Here is an 18833-nt window from a genome sequence, read left to right as displayed (position 1 = left end):
GCTTCTTCCTGCTAAATTCCGTTACTCAGTTCCGCATCAAGTTGTGTGGTCCACTGGCATAGCATAACGATAATAGGCAGCACAGGCGCCTTCTGACGATACCATCGGTGCTCCCAGGGGTGAATCGGGACTGCAGCGTTTACCGAATTCGGGACAGTCCGTCGGTTTCAGCTGACCGGTCATGACGTCATAACTGCGACACGCATCATTCTCCAGCACCGGCAGCTCAGATTTTTCAAAACGCAGTCGCGCGTCAAAATGGCTCCACTCAGGTCGTAGTTCCAGGCCTCCGCGGGAAATCACACCGAATCCACGCCAGGTGCGATCGTTGATCTGGTAGATCTCCTGAACCAGATCGCGTGCGGCTCGATTCCCTGCGGCCTGCACAGCGCGGGCATAACAGTTTTCCAACCGTGCCTGTCCCTGTTCGAGTTGTCTTACACAGGCCAGTATCCCTTCCAACAGATCCAGGGGCTCGAAGCCGGTGACGACCACGGGTAACTGATAGCGTTCCACAAATGATTCATACGATTCGTAGCCCATCACGGTGCAGACATGACCTGCCGCCAGAAATGCCTGAACCCGATGATCGGGTGTTTTCACCAGGGACTCCATCGCCGGCTGCACACGCACATGTGAAACCAGCAGACTGAAATTCTGCACTCCGTCTCGCTCCGCCTGCCTGACCGCCAGTGCCGTCGCAGGAGCCGTCGTTTCGAAACCGACTGCGAAGAAGACGATCTGTCGCTGGGGATTTTTCTGAGCCAGTCTGACCGCATCCAGAGGCGAATACACGACCTGCACCTGCCCGCCCGCGGTGCGAACATCGAGCAGCGAACGCTCACTGCCCGGCACACGCAGCATATCTCCAAAGCTGGCAAGAATCATGTCTTCCCGCTGCGCCAGCTCACAGGCGAAATCGATGTCTACCTGACTGGTGACGCAGACCGGACAACCGGGACCATGAATCAGTTCTACGGTCCCTTCCAGTTCTGCAGCGATCCCGTGTCGGAGCAGGCTGTGGGTCTGGCCTCCGCAGACTTCCATCAACGTCCAACGGCGTGTGGCGGTCTTCCGAATTTCCGCCAGCAGGCGCTGTGCTGCTGCCGGGTCTCGATATTCATCCAGGTACTTCATGATTCGTACCCCGTATCGTCTGGCTCGGCTGCCTGCCAGCCTGCATCGTCTCCCATCGCAGCCAGTGTTTTGAAGATCTGTTCTGCTTCCTCGGGATCCACCCGACTGATAGCGATGCCGGCGTGGACGATGACGAATTCCCCTTCCTCCGCTTCCGTGACACAGGCCATATGCACCACGCGACGTACGCCGTCGAATTCAACTTCCGCCTGTGCAAAGACGCCGTCCCGCTCCAGCCAGCGTATAATTTTTCCCGGGATACCTAAGCACATTGGTTTGTGTCCTTCCTTTCCCGTCTGGCTTGCGCAATCGCCAGCTGCCCCGCCGCCAGGCCGCCATCGTTGGTGGGAATCCGTCCCGGTAGACCAAGCTCCTGGCCACTCTGTCTGAACTCAGCAGCAACCAGTTCGACCAGGCAACGATTCTGAAATACGCCTCCTCCCAGGACAACGGGGAACTCCGCATACGAAGCACAGAATTGGGCAATTCCGCGTGCCAGACCCCGGTGAAAACGCATCGCCATCCGACCCGGTTCAACTCCCTGCAGACGATCCTTCCAGAGCTGTCTGACCGCAGGTCTCCAGTCGAGTTCCCGCAGATCGCCCTCCTGAATCGGAAAGCCATACGCGTCTGATTCTGCAGTATTACAGGCCGCTTCCAGCAACATTGCTGCCTGTCCCTCAAAGCTAGACTGCCGACAACCCAGGATAAGTGAGGCCACACCATCAAACAGCCGGCCCGCGCTACTCGTCACTGGGGAGAGGCGTCGGGATTGCGCGATTTTGAGCAGTGCTGCCACCTGCACATGCTCGATTTCCAGATGATATGCCGCCTGGTCTCCTACCGCGTCTGTAAGTAATGTCACCGCAATTCGCCACGGTTCGCGAATCGCCTGTTCGCCACCCGGAAACGCGAACGGTAACAGTCGCCCGACGCGTTCATATTCCCGGGCGTTCGCGAGTAAGAATTCGCCTCCCCAGATGGTCTGATCTTCTCCCCAGCCGGTTCCGTCGAATGCGACTCCCAGGACACGTCGTTCCAGCCAGCCCTGCTCCAGCATGCATGCTGCGATGTGTGCATGATGATGCTGCACCAGTTCCAGTGGAATGTTTTCACGTTCCGCCCACTGTGTCGTGAAATAATCCGGGTGTTGATCACAGACCAGCCCCGCAGGCGAGACATCGTAAAGTTGTTTGAGAGCCTCTAACTGATCCAGATAGCGTTCACAAGCGGCTACGTTATCCAGCTCTCCGATATGCGGCCCCAATATCGCCTGCTGTCCGTTACACAGCGCGAAAGCAGACTTCTGCTGCCCTCCCGTGGCCATCAATGATTCGTCACTTTTCACAGGCAGGGACAAGGGAGCCAGCCCGCGGGCCAATCGCATCGTCATACTTCGTCCCGCCATGACACGGACGACGCTGTCATCGATGGGCCGCTGAATTGGCCGATCGTGTTCCAGCCACAGTTCGGCACCTTCACGGATCTCGGCTTCGATTGCCTTTGATTGACAGGGGATGGGCGATCCTTCCCGGTTTGCGCTGGTGACAACCAGTGGAAATCGACATTGATCCAGCAGCAGTGCATGCAGAGGTGTCGTGGGTAGCATCACCCCAATGGTCTGTAATCCGGCATTCAACTTACGTGACAGACCAGACTCCTGCCGGGCACGCAGCAATACAATCGGAGCCACAGCGGAACTGAGCTCCCCGGCTTCTATGTCGTCTACAATCGCCAATCGCTGTGCCTCTGCAAGCGATCGTACCATGACAGCCAGGGGCTTGGACGGTCGATGTTTCAGGCGACGTAATGTCTGAACCGCGGCATCAGAACGGGCATCGACAAGTAACTGATAGCCTCCCAGGCCCCGCAGCCCCACAATCTGACCGCGTGCTAATGCCTGAGTTGCTCTCTCAATTGCAGTCTGACCTGAAGAAACAGTATTTCCTTGAGAATCCGCCCCCCAGACTTGAGGGCCACAGTCCGGACAGGCGATGGTTTGCGCATGAAACCGTCTGTCAGCCGCGGATTCATGTTCGGCGGCACACGCTTCACACATGTCGAACTCTGCCATTCCAGTCTGCCGTCGTTCGTAAGGCATGGCTTTGATCAGCGAATAGCGGGGACCACAGTCCGTGCAGCTGTTAAAGGGATAGTGATAACGACGATCGTCAGGATCGAAGATTTCTTCAAGACACGCCTGACAGACGGCCTGATCCGAAGGAACTGCGGTTCTCAGCAAGCCAACCTCGTCACTCTCCAGAATTTGAAATGAACTCATACCCTCATATTCAACAGATTGACGCGTCCGTGTTTCCAGTACTGCTTCAACTGGCAGATGGGCTTCCAGCCCCTCTTCGAATCGCCGTATCAGCGGAGCAGGTCCCTCTACGTGCAGCTTTACCCCCGCAGAGGTGTTACAGATTGAACCGGCCAGGCCCAGTTCGTGCGCCCAGCGTGCTACCGCGGGTCTCAGGCCGATTCCCTGCACACGACCGTTACACGTAATCTGTACGGCGATCTGTGTTACTTCCGGATTACCGATTGACTGCCGGTTCATAAACGGACTCGATTTTTTCCTGATACTGCTGTTCCAGAAATTCACACCACTCCTGAATGCCACGATTATCGATTGCACATGTCGTCAGGACCTTCAGCGCCGGTTGAATTTTCAATGCATCTTCGGTCACTGCTTCGATAGAGAAAGGGACATGAGGGAGCAGATCCTGCTTGGTCACAACCATAGCCTGACTGGTGCGAAACATCTTGGGATACTTGCCCGGCTTATCGTCCCCCTCCGTCGTGCTGATCAGGACCACGCGGAGATGTTCTGCCAGATCGTGAGACGCCGGACAGACCAGGTTGCCCACGTTCTCGATAAACAGAAAGTCAACCGCCGGATCTCCCAATGCCTGCAATCCCCGCTGCACAAGAGGCAGTTCCAGATGACAGGCGCCCCCCGTTGTCAGCTGTGCTACCGGCACTAAAGGCGCCAGGCGTTGTGCATCCCGGTCTGTTTCCAGATCACCAACCAGTACGGCCATGCTGCGGCGACCAGCCCAATGCCGGGCCGTCGCTTCCAGCAGAGAGGTTTTGCCCGAACCTGGAGAAGAAAGCAGGTTGATTACCAGCGTTCCCCGCCGACCGAGGCGTTCCCGTTCTGCAGCCGCGTCCGCTTTCTGTTCCGCCTGGATGTCCCGTCTGACAGATAACACGCGGGTGTTCATGACTTCGCTCCTGACACTGATTTTTCAGAATCGACAGTAATACTCATCAGTTTCACTTGGTCTCCCTGAATCACCTCAACGGGGCCGGTCCCGCAAGCGGGACAGAGAAACTCATAATCCTGGACTTCAAAACACTGACCACACAGGCGACATTCCGCTTTGACCGGTACGATGTCCAGCACGAGGCGACATTCCTGCGAGAACCATTCTGTCACCAGTTCTGCAAAAGCCGATTCAAACAACAGTGGTTCGACTCCCGACAGGTCTCCGACCTGCACCTGAATCTCTTTCACCACGCCCCCGCCATCGGCGTCTACGACCTGCTGGACCTGATTCAACAACGTCTGTACCAGGGACCGCTCATGCATGATCGACCTCCAGAGAGCGTATGACATCCCATTCCCGACAGATCATCTTGACGGCGCGTTCCACGCCGGCAGACACCTCTGACGAGATGATATCTCCGGGTACTGCCTCTGCTATTTCGACACCCCAGATGTTAACCTGAGCAGGAAGCTGCCCCAGTTCTTCCGCCAGCGATAACACCCCCGGCAGTGCGATCTGATGTGTCCCCGACCAGTTCACCTGATCCAGTTCAGCGGTTGGCCACTGCCAGCGATGCACGCTCCCCACCGGGCCAGCGCCGCGACAGGCATCACAGATGGCGAGAGGATACGCAGGATCGAGCCAGTTGAGCAAGTCATCCGGCGTTCGTGAGAGATGAACCATCGTATGAGACAGGCCGCTTTTTTCCAGCGCGCGAACTATTTCCCAGCCAGCCTGATCATCGCCATGCGGACTGCCAAGCCCTGCGACCTGTATCTGTCGGGAATCTGTCATACCTCAGGACCGTTCTATCGTGACATTCAGAAAATGGGTGGAACAACTGATGCACGGATCATAGGCCCGCACCAGGTTTTCACAGAGACGGGCTGCCTGTGACTCTTCTTTCTCAATTACCTGGCCCACCCATGCTTTCAAATCGACTTCAATCTGTGCCTGATTCTGAGAAGTCGGAGGAATTATGTCCGCCTCGACGATCTTACCTTCAGTGTCAATTTCGTAACGATGAAAGAGTGTTCCGCGGGGCGCTTCTGTCGCCGACATGCCCACACCGGCCTGATAGTCATATGTCACGCGTGGCTGCCTGGTAGAATGCTCGTCGCGGAGAATCTGCAGCGCCTCTTCGTACGAGTGTACCAGTTCCAGCCCCCGGGCAATGATTGCTCGATGCGGATTCCTGCACTCGGGCTCAAACGCTATTTCATCGGCCAGTTTTCGCGCCGATGGAGAAAGCCGATCGCGGTTCAGATTCACCCGTGACAGAGGGCCCAGCAGATAGGGACGCCCGGTCGTTTTGCGAATGGCATGCAGGGCCGTCGAGTGTGGTACCTGTTGTTCCTGAAACTCATCGCGGTAGTCGCTGATTTCGATCTGATCCCCGGAACTGGTCTGCATGACACCTTCGTTCATGGGATATTCATCGGGATGCGAAAGTGAAACAAATTCACACTCTGATTCCAGTTCGGGATATTCGAAGCCCGCGACCCAGCGGGTGGTCTCAATGGCTGCGTTCAAACCCCATTCAAAATCGGGCACCAGTTTCTGAAACTCGTTGCGGCTCGGAATACGATAGAAACCTCCGACACAGACATTCACGGGATGAATGGCCCGCCCCCCCAGCAGGTCGACTAACTGATTCCCATGTTTCTTCAGTCTCAGCCCCCGGTTGACCTCATCCGGGAACTGTTTGGCCATCGCCAGCCCGCTTTCAAATCCCAGAAAATCAGGGGCGTGTAACAGATGCATATGCAGGCCGTGACTCTCGATCCACTCCCCGCAATACAGCAATCTGCGCAGACGACGTATCTCGGGAGTGATCTCGACTCCCAACGCCATTTCCATTGCATGCACGCTGCTCATCTGGTACGCCACAGGACAGATTCCACAGATCCGGGCCGTGATATCAGGGGCATCTTCGAGTGGCCGTCCTCGCAGAAGCGCTTCGAACAGCCGCGGTGGTTCGTAGATTTCCAGACGGACTTCTTCCACCTGCTCCCCCTGCAGGCGGACGTAGAGCCCCCCTTCTCCTTCTACGCGGGTCAGCGTTTCGACTTTGATCTTTCGCTCGGTCATCCTCGCTGATCCCCCTCCAGTTGCACCAGACGCGTACTCTCTGTTCGAAACGCGTGTGAATAGGCGTTGAAGTTCTTCAGCTTGTGAGCAATTTCCGCTTTCGAGGCACCTTCTCGCTCCATCTGTTCAGAAAGACTCACCAGGTTGGCCTGCAGCGCAGGTCCGAAACAGCCATAACAGCCCCGGTTGTAACTGGGACAGAGTGCATGACACCCCGACTGGGTAACCGGCCCCAGACAAGCCGTTCCCTGCGCAACCGTCACGCAGACCGTCCCCCGCCGTTTGCAGTCCAGACAGACACTGTGCCGGGGAGTACGGGGCGTCTGCCCCGCAAGCAGCGAGCGAATGACTTCGATCAGTTGATACTGGTTAATCGGGCAGCCCCGCAGTTCAAAATCGACCTGCACATGCTCGGCGATCGGCGTCGACGTCTCGAGGACCTGAATGTATTCCGGCGTCGCATACACGGCCTGCATAAATTCATCTTTGTCGGCCCAGTTCCGCAGAGCCTGTATGCCCCCGGCGGTCGCACAGGCACCGATCGTCATCAGGTAGCGGGCATCTTTGCGTATCTGCTGAATCCGTTCTGCATCGTGGGGCGTGGTGATGGAACCTTCCACCAGAGCGATGTCATACGGTCCCTCTTCCATGTGGCTGGTTGCTTCAGGGAAATAGACGATCTCCACTGCATCCGCGACGGCGAGCAGATGATCTTCGGCATCCAGCAGTGACAACTGACAACCATCGCAGGAGGCGAACTTGAATACAGCCAGGCGTGGCTTACACATATTTAAAGTCCCTCCACTTTCAACCAGGGAGAGATCTGATCGTAGCGAAAGACCGGACCATCCTTACAGATGAATTCCGGGCCCAGTTGACAATGACCACAGAGCCCCACCGCGCACTGCATGTTCCGTTCGGTCGAAACCCAGATCTGTTCCGTAGTCATTCCCCGCTGCAAAGCAGCCCGCGCCGTGAATCGCATCATGATGTCCGGTCCACAGATCATCATGATCGTATTCGCTGGATCGAAAGTCTGCAGGCGTTCGAGTAACTGGGGAACTACGCCGACATTTCCCTGCCAGCCCGGTGCTGACCGGTCCACGGTCTGGCGGACATCGAACCCCTGTCGCTGCCAGCGCTTATACTCGTTCGTGTAGAGTCGCATCTCCGGCGTGCGGGCGCCATAGAGCAAAGTCAGTTGTCCATAATTTTCCCGGTCAGCCAACATGCGATAGATCACTGGTCTGAGCGGTGGCAATCCGATGCCCCCCGCCACCAGAATCACATCTTTTCCCCTGCACTGCTCCACGGGCCAGCTGGTTCCAAAGGGTCCTCGCAGTCCCAGCGTGTCCCCAACCTGCATCGCTGCAATCCGCCCGGTCACGTTTCCCGCTTTGCGGATCGTGTGTGTTAATATTTCTGTGGCATCCGGATCGCCACTCATGGAAATCGCAGATTCCCCTGCTCCGGGAACATACAGCATATTGAACTGCCCCGGGGCGAAGCGATACGTCTCGGCAGCAACGGAATCGATGAGTGCCAGCTGATAAGTGGTCACACCACTCACTTCTGGTCTGATCTCGCGAATCACCGCGGTCTGAGGGATCCATGCATTCAACTGGGGAGTGAAGTGGCTGGCAGCAGCGGAAGCAGATTCATTCATGTTGAAGACTCCCGGATTGCGGTCACTTCAGCAGTTAAATCAATGCCCACCGGACACCAGGTAATACAGCGACCACAGCCGACACAACCGGAAGTTCCGAACTGATCTATCCAGCTCGCCAGCTTATGCGTCAGCCATTGTCGATAGCGACTGCGAACCCCATTGCGGACCAGCCCCCCGTTCATATAGCTGAATTCGACGTTGAAACAGGAATCCCATACCCGCTGGCGTTCGACCTGTTCGCCGGCTAGATCGCTGACCTCTTCTACCGAACTGCAGAAACAGGTGGGACAGACCATCGTACAGTTAGTACAGGAAAGACAGCGTTCCGCCACGTCGTCCCACTGGGGATGCTCCAGATTCGACAGCAGCAGGTCCTTAATATCAGTCGTATCGAATTCGCGTTCGATCTGATCGACGGCCTGTTGCCGGGCAGCGGTGGCCTGTGACTCCTGATCAGCGGAGACTTCGACCGTCTCCAGTTTCTGCAGAATCTCCTCGCCCGCTTCGGAGCCGACTTCTACCAGGAAGCCGTCTGGTAACTCGGTCAACGCCAGATCGAATCCCTGCTGACAACGGGGGCCCGTGTTCATTGAAGTACAGAAACAGGTCGAAGCTGCCTGCGTGCAGTTTACCGCAATCACCAATGCAGCTGCACGACGACGCTGATACTGGGGATCGACATAAGGGCCTCCCACAAAGACCTTGTCCTGAATTCCGATAGCAGCCAGTTCACAGGCCCGCACGCCCAGAAACGCGTATTGGGGAGTTGGTTCTTCAGACTCGCTGAAATTCCAACCCTGGTCCGACTTCGTCGCAATGGAAAGTGTGCTGAATGGGGGAAACAGATTTTTTTTCCAGGACTGGGGTCCGACATTATATCCAAACAGCGCCTGATCATCGCGTTCTTCAAGTCGATACTTTCCCGGCTCCTGGATGTCGGTCCAGCCGCGGGGCAGATCGTCAATTGAATGGAGGCGATCGTAAACAATAGCTTCCTGATCAATCGTGGGGCCGATAATTTCGTAACCCCGCGAGTGCAGCACATCAAACAGTCTGGCAAACTGATCGAGCGCGAGAAAACAGGAACGCCGGTCGTTGGCCTGTGGGGCTTCCGTCATTCCACGTTCCCCTTCTCGCTCAGAAATGTCTGACCGGGGTGTTCGCCGTACATATCCAGCACCTGCAGGCGACAGGCAACCAGCCGCTGTGACAGGGCCCGTGCAATCCGCTGCATGATCTGGTAACCGATATCGTGATCCGCATCACACAGCGCCCTTAACGCTTCGGCATTGATGGCGATGACTTCGGTTTCGTCGATCGCGGCGACAGTGGCAGTCATTTCCCCCTGTTGTAATATCGTCGACCAGCCGACGAGGTCACCCGCTTCCAGGGTTAGCACCGGCAGACAGCCACGGGCGGGAATCGTCATACAAATCTCGACTCGACCGCTGCAGATCACATACAGATCTTTGTGATCGCTGCCTTCTGTAAATAGAGTTTCCCCAGCTCTGAATTTCCGTTGTCGTGCAATCGCAGCCAGTTTGTGTTGATCTTCTTCTGACAAGCCTGCAGTAAACCGCAGTTTCATCAGAATTTCCAGAAGCGGATTTGCCTCCATAGCAGCCTCTGCTTTCGTTGAACTCACAGGGAAGTCAGTCTGGATCTCTGTATCGGATTTTATCCCGCAGCGCCGGCAGCGTCTATAGTCCCAACCTTGGAAGAGAAACGAAAAACAGATCCGCCGAAGTATCGGGAATCTCCCCATCAGTAAAGACGCCATTTGTCCCATACCCAGTCTCAAAGTGCCTTTGATAAAATGCTCTGGTTTACTGATTCACCCTCGTCTCCCAGACAGGAACCATCCCCATTGGCATGTATCTTGCGTCTGAATCTATCAGGCTCTGAAACCAGCCCACTGATAGAGAGCCTGATTTTTAAGAACCGGTGCCTGCATTCTGATTTTATTCGCATCGCTCATTTAATTTCGTACAATAGATGTTACAGCATTGACTGTCGCGGTTGCTGAACAGACAGTGCGGGTCAACTTGAGTTTGCGATCAGAAGCATCGGCTAATTATCAACCAGCATCTACGTTTTTAATACTCAAGGAGCGATCTATGAAGACTCTCGCGCATGACGAATTGAAGTCTCTGACGGAATGGGAACAAGGCCCCTGTATTTCAATCTATTTGCCTCGACACCAAGCCTTATCCGACTATCGTGAAGATCCCATTCATCTACGAAACATGCTCGATCAGGCGGAGACAGCCTTACAGGAACGGGGGATGGGCACGGGCGAAATCAAAATGCTGCTCGAACCCGCTCGCAAAATCCAAAATGACGGTAATTTCTGGGGACGTGGTCCCGCCCAGGGAATTTGTATCCTGCTGGCCCCCGGCATGTTTCAGCAATACGACCTGTTTTACCAGTGCCCGCAGAGTCTGACAGTTGAAGACAGCTTCTACGTGAATCCGCTCTTCTTCAAGGTCTACGAAAATGATCATTTTGACCTCCTGGCGGTCTGTCCCAAATCAGTCCGGTTGATTCGCCACCAGAATGGGGAGCTCAAGCAGTTGGAGCTGCCGGATAATATCCCCGAAAATATTGAAGCTATCTCCTCGAAAACCCAGTTCGAGGAATCCCTGCAGCATCATACGACTTCCCATGTCGGCCCGGGGAGCGATAATGCCTCCATGCTGCACGGCCATGGTTTAACGAAAGAACTTAATGAAACCCTCCTGACGGATTATTTCCAGATTCTGGCCAAGCAACTGGAGAAGTATCTGGACAACGACGGACCTCCGATGATTCTGATTGCCTCCGAAAAACAACAGAGCATGTTCCGCAAACATTATCATGCGAAAAACCTGCTCGAACAGGGGATTTCCACCTCGCCCGATCATCTGAACGAACAGGAATTGTACGAGGCGGCATTACCCGTCATCGAACAGATCACTGGCGAACCGCTGCGTAAGGCTCGCGAACAGTATCAAAAACATCTGGGAACCTCCCGGATTACGCACCAGCTGGAAGCCATTCTCCAGGCGGCCGATGAAGGTCGAATCGAAACCCTGTTCGCACCGCTTGGCTCAGAACTCTGGGGGCAGCCCCCCGGCGACGGCGAACTGGTCAAAACCCACGATCAACCCGTGAATGGCGATATCGCCCTACTCAACAGAGCGATCCGTAACACCTATAAACATGGTGGTATCCCTTACGTCGTTGCGGAATCTGATATGCCCGAAGACAAACCGGTCGCCGCATATTTACGCTGGTAGTAGTATTTGTAATTCATAGTAAAAAAACTCAAAATTGGACGATGTTCTCCATCACTCCCGCAGTATAGAATGGTTCTGCTATCCGAATCCTCGATCAGAACCTGACTTCACGTGGGCCAGTGATGGAAGAACACTCCAGAGACGATTCACATAGTCATTCCTGCACCCGTATCATGATTGTTGACGATCATCCCATCGTTCGGGAAGGCTACGTCCATCTCATCCAGCGACGAGATCATCTACAGGTCTGCGCCCAGGCTGGCAGTAAAGTCGAAGCCCTCCAGCAGATCCGAGAGACCGCCCCCCATCTGGTCATCGTGGACATCTCCCTCTCCGATGGCTCCGGGCTGGAACTGATCAAAGACGTCAAGTCTCAGTTCCCACAAGTCAAACTGCTTGCCGTCTCGATGCATGATGAAAGCCTCTTCGCGGAACGTTGTATTCGTGCGGGCGCACAGGGGTTCGTCAATAAACAGCAGGCACCCGAGCAGTTAATCAACGCCATCGAACGTGTACTTTCCGGTAAAATCTATCTCAGCCAGGACGTCACCGAACGTATGATCTCTCGTTCCATTGGTGCCCTGGAAGACGAACACCTCTCCCCCATCGAGAAACTCTCCGACCGGGAACTGGAAGTCTTTGAGCAGATCGGCCAGGGAGAAACCACCCGCCAGATCGCTTCCAAGTTGAATCTCAGCGCGAAAACAATCGAAACCTACCGCGAGAACATCAAACATAAACTGAATCTGTCTAACGCGACGGAACTCACCCGACATGCGATTCAGTGGGTCCTGGAAAACCGCCAGTAAGTTACCCCTGACTCTAAATCTCTCCCTCTAAAATCAAAGATGGTGCGCCGCAACACGCCTGATGCGACACACCACCCGTTTGAATGTAAAGCCACCACCATCGACTCAGGAGTTATTTGGCTTTCGGCTTCACAGTCACCTTGTGTGCTTTGACGCTCTCTGCTTTCGGAAGTGAAATCGTCAGCACGCCGTTGTCACAACAGGCCTCAATCGCAGGTTCCTTCACTTCACAAGGCAACGTCACTGTCCGTGAAAAACTACCTGAATGGCGTTCCACGCGATGATACGTTTTGCCTTTTTCTTCCCGGTCTTCTTTCCGCTCCCCGGTAATCCGTAACTGGTTGCCACTGACCTCAACAGTAATCTCTTCAGGCTTGATTCCAGGAACATCCAGATGAACTTCGATTTTGTCATCCGTCTCGGACAGGTCAAGTGAAGCTTCAAACCCCTGAGTCATCCAGCCACTGCTCCAGTCATCAGAAAAACGTGACAGCAGCTGATCCATCTCATCCCGCAACGACCAGAAGGGGGCACGCCCCAGAAACGAACTGAAAGCACCCGGACGTTGTGACAGTAGCCGCGTTTTGACCTCAGGCTGAGCAGCTTGCATCGGCTGGTTTTTCTCTTTTGTCATGGTTGTCGCCATCGTCATTTCTCTCCTTATGAAAAGCTGACAGGGGATATTCTGCTGACCAGGTCAGCAGACCGACTCCAGTCAGACTGGCTCTCCAGTTCGACTGGCCGTCTTTGTTTTTTTGACGGCATCCTACCTGCTCCTCATCCGTTCTGAAATCAGGAAAATAAAGAGAACTATACTACGGTATCCCCTGCCCTCCGCCTGGGGAATTCCCCCATCACAACGATCGGTTTTCAGACTATCCAGAACCTGTTTACACATCGCTAAGATTCGTTATGCTGGAATAAAGAAGCGGTTTGCCACTCTCTGGGCCCGTTTCTCTATCGTTATTGTTTTCAATCAGAAACACGACATCACATTTTTGCAAAGGAGAAAGTCATGACTGCAGGTCGAATTTGCACTAGAGAAGTCGATTTGGTTGATCAAAACGAATCCGTTCAAGTCGCCGCCGAACGCATGAATTCCCGTAACGTGGGCACACTCATCGTCCTTGATGAAGAATCCCACCCCATCGGCATGCTCACCGATCGGGACCTGGCACTCCGCGTGGTCGGGAAAGGACGCGACGCTATCGAAACAACGATCGCGGACATTATGACTCGATTCCCCTGTAGCATCTCTGAGGAGACGTCCATCGAAGCCGCCCTCACGAAAATGCGATCCGGCGGCTTCCGACGACTGCCGGTCGTCGATCAGGAGGGCAAGCTGATCGGTGTTCTGACGCTCGACGACATCCTCGAACTGCTCTGTGAGGAATTCACCGAGATCGGAAAGCTCATCCAGAAAGAGAGCCCGGCCAGCCTGGCCCAGCTCTGACCAGTCCTCAGCACTCCTCAAACGGAGAATTAACCGTCGAACATGACCAACTCTGATCAGCATTCCGAGACCGACATCTATTCGCATGCACGCGAGCGTATGCTGCGGGAGCACCTGCGGGAACGGGGTATCACCGATTCCCGCGTGCTCCACGCCATGCGCAGCGTTCCCCGGGAAGAATTCGTCACACCCGACAACAAACGTTACGCCTACAATGACTGTGCCCTCCCTATCGACTGCCAGCAGACCATCTCGCAACCCTATACGGTCGCGTTCATGTGTCAGGCCGCTCAATTGACCGGCGGTGAAAAGGTCCTCGAAATCGGTTGCGGATCCGGTTACGGCGCCGCGGTCCTGTCGCTCCTCGCTCGTGAAGTCCACACCATTGAACGCATTCCCGAACTGGCAGAACAGGCGCGCGAAAAACTGGACCGTCTCGGTTACGACAATGTCCAAGTCTATACCGACGATGGCACTCTCGGCGTCCCGCAAGCCGCTCCCTTTGACGCCATTATCGTCACCGCAGGCGCCAAAGAACTCCCTCAACCTTATGTCGATCAACTAAACGCAGGTGGTCGTATCATCATTCCCATTGGAGGCGAATACACCGGGCAGACCATGTGCCGCTTTACGCTCCGCCAGGGACACCTCGATGAAGAAAACCTCGGCGGTTTCGCCTTCGTCCCGCTCATCGGTGAATTCGGCTGGGACCGTTGAAGCGTCATCAGTAAACCGGGAATTCTCCGCTGGCCAGTCGTCTGACAAAATCTTCCATGTTTCTCAGTTGCCGATCGATAATCTTCTGAATCGGCTCTTCCACCTCCTTGAGTTCGACTCCCTCGCTCAGTACCACTTCCGTGCTCACCATCCACGGCTCGCTGATCTCATGACCAATCTGGCTGCACATCCGCACGATCACTTCCTTGACCGGTTCCAGTTCGTCATAAATCTGCTGCGCCAGTTGATGACACAACACATTATAAATCTTCCCCACATGGCTGAAAGGATTCTTCCCCGCCGCCGCTTCTGCACTCATCGGACGATTCAGCGTAATCAAACCGTTCACTCGATTACCTCGTCCCACCTGACCACCGTCGGCAGCCTCGGCTGAGGTTCCCAGCACGGTCAGATACATGCCGTCCATCCCCCGCTCCGGATTATCCAGGGTGTTGAGCGCCAGATCCACGCCGTCCAGTGTTTTGAGCTGCGGTTCCAGAAATGCCGTCAGCTCGTCCGCCAGTTCCTTTTTCCGGTCGAAGTAATACTGCACTTCCTCGATGTACCTGTCGACGATCGCCACCGCCAGGGTCAGCTGCAGATGTTTGTCTCTGCGCACCCCCATCACCTTCACATCCTGTCCCGTCTCCGGATACTTCAGTTTGAATTCCTCGGTATTAAGGAACCGCTCCGACTCCAGCACCAGTTGCTCAGTCTCGGTGAGCGGTGCAAAACCGACCGCCGCTGAAGTGTCATTCGATAACAGCCGCGCTCGCGAGAAGATGTCTGTCAGCTCTGCGGAACCGGCGCGCAGCTCATTTTGAAACACCACATGTGTCTCGGTATTGACCAGAGGCAGATGCGCTTTGATCCACTCCCGGGCACTTTCCAGTGCAATCTCTTCCACGGAAATTCGATGCCCTTCCCACTCAGAGGTCGCGCGATCTCCAATCACCAGTCGCATCGGCGTATGGACGACTCCGCCTCCCAGTTCGGGCTCCGTATGTCCCGCCACCAGCAACCCTTTATCGATATTGTGATGCAAAATCCGTCCCGCCCACTGCAAATAGCTTTGTGACAGCGAGATCGAAATCGCTTCCGCAATGCCATCACAGATCGTATCCGGATGACCGATCCCCTTCCGCTCCACGAATTCCACCGCTTTCTCAGCGGTCGTAAGTGGTCCCAGTGATTCCAGGTGAAAATGTTCCATCAGAAAATGGACTCCCTTTGACGTGCTGCACTGCTTAAACAGACTCAGCCACGATTTTTAAATAGATCCAGAAAACGGTCTTCATAGTCTGCGAAGACCTCCAGGCGATCCAGTTCCTGTTTGAGCACATACGCTTTGGATCGGTTCTGCTTCGCTTCCTCGAACAGCTGCTCGATCCGCTGTTCCTCTCCCGGCGTCAACTTCGGCTGTTCGGGCATTTCAGGCTGCAACGACTCCTCGAACGATTCCGACTGTTCGGGCTGCTCCGCCTTCTCACCCATCGACTTTTCGACCTGAGAGAGCAATTCCCCCAGCTTCTTCTCCATCGTCTCGGCCTGCTCGACCAGCTCACTGGTTTCGATCTCAATTCCCGAGATCAACCGAAACGCTTTCAATACGGCCAGCGACGCTTTCGGGAACGGTAACTGAGAAAAAATATGCGGCATCTCTCCCAATAGACACGTTCCACTCAATCCCTTGTCCGCAGCGGCCCCCAGCAGAATCCCGTTCAGTCCGCTGATATTTCCTTCCTGCAGAATCTCGAGGTTATTCACCCGCATCTCCTTGAGATCTTCCGAATCCGTCACGGCTGCAAATACACGCGACTCATGTTCCGGATGCATCCCGGTGGCCATCGCCGCGAACGTAAAGACCCGCTCGATCCCCAGGTCCTGTGCATACGAAATCATCTTCTTGCAGTAGGAATATTTGCCGAACTGAGGCTGGGCTTCTCCGATCAGCACGACCAGGTCGTGCTGTTCCTCTGGATCTTTCCACAGAAAAAAACGACTCCGCGGTCGGGCCCCCGTATGAATCACTCCCCGTTCGACTTCGACATAATCGATGTCGAACAGCTCAGGCGGGGAATACTCGGAAAGCAGTTCCATTCCCAGTTTGGCCATCAGATAGTATCCCGCGGTCAGTCCCACGTTTCCCATCCCGGGCCAGACAGCAATCATCCACGGCGATTTCAATTCCTGAACGCCATCAATCAAATTCATCTCTCGGTCCTCCTGCTCCAGGTTGTCTGATGCTCTGCTTCTGAATTGATCGTAGGCGGGTAATTACGAAAAACACCTGTTCCCACTCTCACTGGTTGCCAATTATCTGATTTTCACCGGCGGTTTCTGCCCCTTGGGAATCAACGTGATGTATTTCCGGTCCTTCATACGTTGATCAAAGTCCGCTTTCGCTTCCTTAACCAATACCGGGTTTTCCATCAGCGCCACCGTTGTCGCCGCCAGAGCTTCCGCTGCATACAGAATCCCCTTCTCGCCGATGGAAGAACCGATGCAGGCTACGTTCTGCCAGCTGTGCCCCGGATTTCCCGCTGCAAAACAGGTCGTCCGCAGACCGCCCGTGGGAATGTGCCAGCTGATGTCCCCCACATCCGTTGAACCCTTGGAAGATGTTTTCGATTCCAGCAGCGTATGCACCCTGCTGTCGATTGCCACGGGGAATGTCTGCCCGAACTCTTCAATCAGCGGCTGTTGAATCCGGCGGGCAAACGCTTTCTCCTCTTCCGAAAACTCGGGAGGCCCAATCACCGTCAGCTTCTCATGTATCAACTCCGAGAGCGGCGTATTGGGAATCAGCTCATGATTGTCGGTATCCACCTGAATCGAAAGCTTGGTGCGCGTCATCAGGGCCGCCCCTTTAGCGATATCAACGACCCAGCGATAATAGCGTTCCAGATCTTCATGCGCGTTCGCACGCACGTAATACCAGACAGTCGCTTTCGCAGGCACCACGTTGGGCTGCCCCCCGCCATCAATAATCACGTAATGCATCCGGGCATCTTCTTTAACATGCTCCCGCATATAATTCACGCCCGTATTCATCAGCTCCACCGCATCCAGGGCACTCACGCCACTCTCCGGACTCACCGACGCATGCGAAGGCAAACCGGTAAACGTAAACTTGACCGAAACAAGCGCCTTCGAACTTCCCAGATGCACATTGGTATTATTTCCGGGATGCCAGTGCAGACAGATATCCAGATCCTCGAACTGGCCATCCAGCAGCATATAGACCTTCCCCAGTCCGGTCTCCTCAGCCGGCGTTCCGTATAGTCGCACCGTCCCCTTCAGACCATGTTTGTCGACGGCCTCCTTAACGGCCAGCGCCGCCCCCAGTGCCGCGGTTCCCAGCCCACTGTGTCCGCAGGCATGACCGGCTCCCCCTTCAGACTGACTCTCACGATAGGGAACCGTTTTCTGAGACAGCCCCGGCAGCGCATCATACTCTGCCAGGATCCCGATGATCGGCTTTCCGCTCCCATAACTGGCGACAAACGCGGTCGGCATATCCGCCACTCCGCTTTTAACCTTGAAGCCTTCCGCTTCCAGCTTTTCAATCAGCAGCTGAGATGACTTCGTTTCCTGCAGGCCGACTTCCGCATAATTCCAGATCGACTGGTTCACCGCTTTCAGATCTTCCGCCCGCTGCTGCACATCCTGCACCGCCGTCTGCTGGGCCTTACTCAATGTGGGCTGCTCTTTCTCAGCCGCTCTCAGCATCAGACCGCTACTCGCCAGCAGCAAACCCACGATCGAACCAGTCCACCAGTTATTTTTTACATGCATGATTAATCTGTTCCTCAGAGAAGTGCAGCGCTACAGGTTTGTGTCTCAATTCAGACTAACACAGCCCGTCTCGAAAGTCATCTGATTTCCCCCTCCTGCACTGCAGGATTTTCACTGATGAAATACTGAATAAACAGGACTTGAACCGGCCCTCCCGATGCATATGCTGGTCCCTTCTGGCTCGCGCGCGAGGCACGTTCACATCCACCAGAACATTCGGCACCACTGACGAATCAGCACCTGAACTCACCCCGTTTTTCACTACAAATTCAACTGTCTCTCCCCAATCGGTTCGCCCTGTTCCCTTCTCTTGTTCAGGGCACACCGGGACACATTCCGGCCAGACGTGGACAAAATCCGGGACAAAGGGTGACAAAATCCGGCCACATCGGGACAAAATTCTGTCTTGACGCCCCCACGCCCTTCCACAGAATTCAGTATCGAAACAGAACAGCAATCCATTCATAACCAACTTCCAATTGAAAAAGACCAACGTCCCCATGTATCCCCCAATCCAGCTGAAGCATCCCCCTGAGCGGCAAGGCGCTAGTAACTCCGATTACAAATAGTTTCCCACCAAAGCAAATTGTTGCCATTGCTTCCTGGTTT

The 18833-nt window shown here is 54.9% G+C and carries 19 protein-coding genes; 4 read left to right on the top strand and 15 right to left on the bottom strand.

What is annotated here, in order from left to right; translation table 11 throughout:
* Positions 1-36 precede the first annotated feature (36 nt).
* From hypD to FYZ48_RS03270, 11 genes are read right to left on the bottom strand one after another with little or no spacing between them, the layout of a single operon-like run.
* Positions 37-1137 carry a hydrogenase formation protein HypD gene (gene hypD, locus FYZ48_RS03320; RefSeq protein ID WP_149337526.1) on the bottom strand — a complete coding sequence of 367 codons (1101 nt, stop codon included), beginning with the start codon at positions 1135-1137 and terminating at the stop codon, positions 37-39.
* Positions 1134-1409 (bottom strand): HypC/HybG/HupF family hydrogenase formation chaperone, encoded by a 276-nt coding sequence (locus FYZ48_RS03315; RefSeq protein ID WP_149337524.1) that lies wholly within the window; start codon positions 1407-1409, stop codon positions 1134-1136. The genes hypD and FYZ48_RS03315 overlap by 4 nt, the downstream gene beginning before the upstream one ends.
* Entirely contained in the window at positions 1400-3697 is a 2298-nt protein-coding gene (gene hypF, locus FYZ48_RS03310; RefSeq protein WP_149337522.1) for a carbamoyltransferase HypF, read from the bottom strand. The genes FYZ48_RS03315 and hypF overlap by 10 nt, the downstream gene beginning before the upstream one ends.
* Positions 3675-4364, bottom strand: a complete 690-nt coding sequence (hypB, locus tag FYZ48_RS03305; protein WP_149337520.1) for a hydrogenase nickel incorporation protein HypB — start codon at positions 4362-4364, stop codon at positions 3675-3677. Before hypB ends, hypF begins: the two co-directional genes overlap by 23 nt.
* Positions 4361-4732 carry a hydrogenase maturation nickel metallochaperone HypA/HybF gene (locus tag FYZ48_RS03300; RefSeq protein WP_187781850.1) on the bottom strand — a complete coding sequence of 124 codons (372 nt, stop codon included), beginning with the start codon at positions 4730-4732 and terminating at the stop codon, positions 4361-4363. The genes hypB and FYZ48_RS03300 overlap by 4 nt, the downstream gene beginning before the upstream one ends.
* A complete protein-coding gene (locus FYZ48_RS03295; protein ID WP_149337516.1) occupies positions 4725-5204 on the bottom strand; it encodes a hydrogenase maturation protease in 480 nt (159 codons plus the stop codon). The genes FYZ48_RS03300 and FYZ48_RS03295 overlap by 8 nt, the downstream gene beginning before the upstream one ends.
* 3 nt (positions 5205-5207) lie before the next feature.
* Positions 5208-6500: a Ni/Fe hydrogenase subunit alpha gene (locus tag FYZ48_RS03290; protein ID WP_149337514.1), complete on the bottom strand. Its 1293-nt coding sequence runs from the start codon at positions 6498-6500 to the stop codon at positions 5208-5210.
* Complete coding sequence (locus FYZ48_RS03285; RefSeq protein WP_149337512.1) at positions 6497-7288, bottom strand: NADH-quinone oxidoreductase subunit B family protein; 792 nt, start codon at positions 7286-7288, stop codon at positions 6497-6499. Before FYZ48_RS03285 ends, FYZ48_RS03290 begins: the two co-directional genes overlap by 4 nt.
* A gap of 2 nt (positions 7289-7290) precedes the next feature.
* Positions 7291-8166, bottom strand: coding sequence for an FAD/NAD(P)-binding protein (locus FYZ48_RS03280; protein WP_149337510.1), 876 nt, complete (start codon positions 8164-8166; stop codon positions 7291-7293).
* A complete protein-coding gene (locus FYZ48_RS03275) occupies positions 8163-9287 on the bottom strand; it encodes a 4Fe-4S dicluster domain-containing protein (RefSeq protein ID WP_149337508.1) in 1125 nt (374 codons plus the stop codon). Before FYZ48_RS03275 ends, FYZ48_RS03280 begins: the two co-directional genes overlap by 4 nt.
* On the bottom strand, positions 9284-9757 hold the full coding sequence (locus FYZ48_RS03270) for a Crp/Fnr family transcriptional regulator (RefSeq protein WP_187781849.1): 474 nt from the start codon (positions 9755-9757) through the stop codon (positions 9284-9286). Before FYZ48_RS03270 ends, FYZ48_RS03275 begins: the two co-directional genes overlap by 4 nt.
* Positions 9758-10286: 529 nt before the next feature.
* On the opposite strand from FYZ48_RS03270, the gene FYZ48_RS03265 reads away from it, so the two are divergent.
* Positions 10287-11447, top strand: coding sequence for a baeRF3 domain-containing protein (locus tag FYZ48_RS03265; protein ID WP_149337503.1), 1161 nt, complete (start codon positions 10287-10289; stop codon positions 11445-11447).
* Positions 11448-11620: 173 nt separating this feature from the next.
* Positions 11621-12256 (top strand): response regulator transcription factor, encoded by a 636-nt coding sequence (locus tag FYZ48_RS03260; RefSeq protein WP_232101981.1) that lies wholly within the window; start codon positions 11621-11623, stop codon positions 12254-12256.
* A 112-nt stretch (positions 12257-12368) separates the two neighbouring features.
* Here FYZ48_RS03260 and FYZ48_RS03255 read toward each other — a convergent pair whose 3' ends face one another.
* Complete coding sequence (locus FYZ48_RS03255; RefSeq protein WP_187781848.1) at positions 12369-12902, bottom strand: Hsp20/alpha crystallin family protein; 534 nt, start codon at positions 12900-12902, stop codon at positions 12369-12371.
* Positions 12903-13271: 369 nt separating this feature from the next.
* Here FYZ48_RS03255 and FYZ48_RS03250 point away from each other — a divergent pair, with 369 nt between their 5' ends.
* Together FYZ48_RS03250 and FYZ48_RS03245 are read left to right on the top strand one after the other, a co-directional pair.
* The gene (locus tag FYZ48_RS03250; RefSeq protein WP_149337496.1) at positions 13272-13709 is read left to right on the top strand and encodes a CBS domain-containing protein; all 438 of its coding nucleotides are present in this window, start codon (positions 13272-13274) and stop codon (positions 13707-13709) included.
* 42 nt (positions 13710-13751) lie between these two features.
* Positions 13752-14426, top strand: a complete 675-nt coding sequence (locus FYZ48_RS03245; RefSeq protein ID WP_149337494.1) for a protein-L-isoaspartate(D-aspartate) O-methyltransferase — start codon at positions 13752-13754, stop codon at positions 14424-14426.
* Between the two features lie 7 nt (positions 14427-14433).
* Here FYZ48_RS03245 and FYZ48_RS03240 read toward each other — a convergent pair whose 3' ends face one another.
* The 3 genes from FYZ48_RS03240 to FYZ48_RS03230 form a co-directional block, all read right to left on the bottom strand.
* The gene (locus tag FYZ48_RS03240; protein WP_149337491.1) at positions 14434-15639 is read right to left on the bottom strand and encodes a methionine adenosyltransferase; all 1206 of its coding nucleotides are present in this window, start codon (positions 15637-15639) and stop codon (positions 14434-14436) included.
* Between the two features lie 44 nt (positions 15640-15683).
* On the bottom strand, positions 15684-16640 hold the full coding sequence (locus FYZ48_RS03235) for a PAC2 family protein (RefSeq protein ID WP_149337488.1): 957 nt from the start codon (positions 16638-16640) through the stop codon (positions 15684-15686).
* Positions 16641-16742: 102 nt separating this feature from the next.
* The gene (locus tag FYZ48_RS03230; protein WP_149337485.1) at positions 16743-18224 is read right to left on the bottom strand and encodes an amidohydrolase; all 1482 of its coding nucleotides are present in this window, start codon (positions 18222-18224) and stop codon (positions 16743-16745) included.
* Positions 18225-18833: the final 609 nt, after the last annotated feature.

The sequence above is a fragment of the Gimesia chilikensis genome, from assembly GCF_008329715.1.
Taxonomy (GTDB): Bacteria; Planctomycetota; Planctomycetia; order Planctomycetales; family Planctomycetaceae; genus Gimesia; species Gimesia chilikensis.
The sequence above is the reverse complement of the archived record's forward strand: the minus strand, read 5'-3'. Positions and strand labels throughout refer to the sequence as shown.

Coding starts and splice junctions, on each gene's coding strand:
- hypD (WP_149337526.1), bottom strand. CDS start 1,137: ATGAAGTACCTGGATGAATATCGAGACCCGGCAGCAGCACAGCGCCTG.
- FYZ48_RS03315 (WP_149337524.1), bottom strand. CDS start 1,409: ATGTGCTTAGGTATCCCGGGAAAAATTATACGCTGGCTGGAGCGGGAC.
- hypF (WP_149337522.1), bottom strand. CDS start 3,697: ATGAACCGGCAGTCAATCGGTAATCCGGAAGTAACACAGATCGCCGTA.
- hypB (WP_149337520.1), bottom strand. CDS start 4,364: ATGAACACCCGCGTGTTATCTGTCAGACGGGACATCCAGGCGGAACAG.
- FYZ48_RS03300 (WP_187781850.1), bottom strand. CDS start 4,732: ATGCATGAGCGGTCCCTGGTACAGACGTTGTTGAATCAGGTCCAGCAG.
- FYZ48_RS03295 (WP_149337516.1), bottom strand. CDS start 5,204: ATGACAGATTCCCGACAGATACAGGTCGCAGGGCTTGGCAGTCCGCAT.
- FYZ48_RS03290 (WP_149337514.1), bottom strand. CDS start 6,500: ATGACCGAGCGAAAGATCAAAGTCGAAACGCTGACCCGCGTAGAAGGA.
- FYZ48_RS03285 (WP_149337512.1), bottom strand. CDS start 7,288: ATGTGTAAGCCACGCCTGGCTGTATTCAAGTTCGCCTCCTGCGATGGT.
- FYZ48_RS03280 (WP_149337510.1), bottom strand. CDS start 8,166: ATGAATGAATCTGCTTCCGCTGCTGCCAGCCACTTCACTCCCCAGTTG.
- FYZ48_RS03275 (WP_149337508.1), bottom strand. CDS start 9,287: ATGACGGAAGCCCCACAGGCCAACGACCGGCGTTCCTGTTTTCTCGCG.
- FYZ48_RS03270 (WP_187781849.1), bottom strand. CDS start 9,757: ATGAAACTGCGGTTTACTGCAGGCTTGTCAGAAGAAGATCAACACAAA.
- FYZ48_RS03265 (WP_149337503.1), top strand. CDS start 10,287: ATGAAGACTCTCGCGCATGACGAATTGAAGTCTCTGACGGAATGGGAA.
- FYZ48_RS03260 (WP_232101981.1), top strand. CDS start 11,621: ATGATTGTTGACGATCATCCCATCGTTCGGGAAGGCTACGTCCATCTC.
- FYZ48_RS03255 (WP_187781848.1), bottom strand. CDS start 12,902: ATGGCGACAACCATGACAAAAGAGAAAAACCAGCCGATGCAAGCTGCT.
- FYZ48_RS03250 (WP_149337496.1), top strand. CDS start 13,272: ATGACTGCAGGTCGAATTTGCACTAGAGAAGTCGATTTGGTTGATCAA.
- FYZ48_RS03245 (WP_149337494.1), top strand. CDS start 13,752: ATGACCAACTCTGATCAGCATTCCGAGACCGACATCTATTCGCATGCA.
- FYZ48_RS03240 (WP_149337491.1), bottom strand. CDS start 15,639: ATGGAACATTTTCACCTGGAATCACTGGGACCACTTACGACCGCTGAG.
- FYZ48_RS03235 (WP_149337488.1), bottom strand. CDS start 16,640: ATGAATTTGATTGATGGCGTTCAGGAATTGAAATCGCCGTGGATGATT.
- FYZ48_RS03230 (WP_149337485.1), bottom strand. CDS start 18,224: ATGCATGTAAAAAATAACTGGTGGACTGGTTCGATCGTGGGTTTGCTG.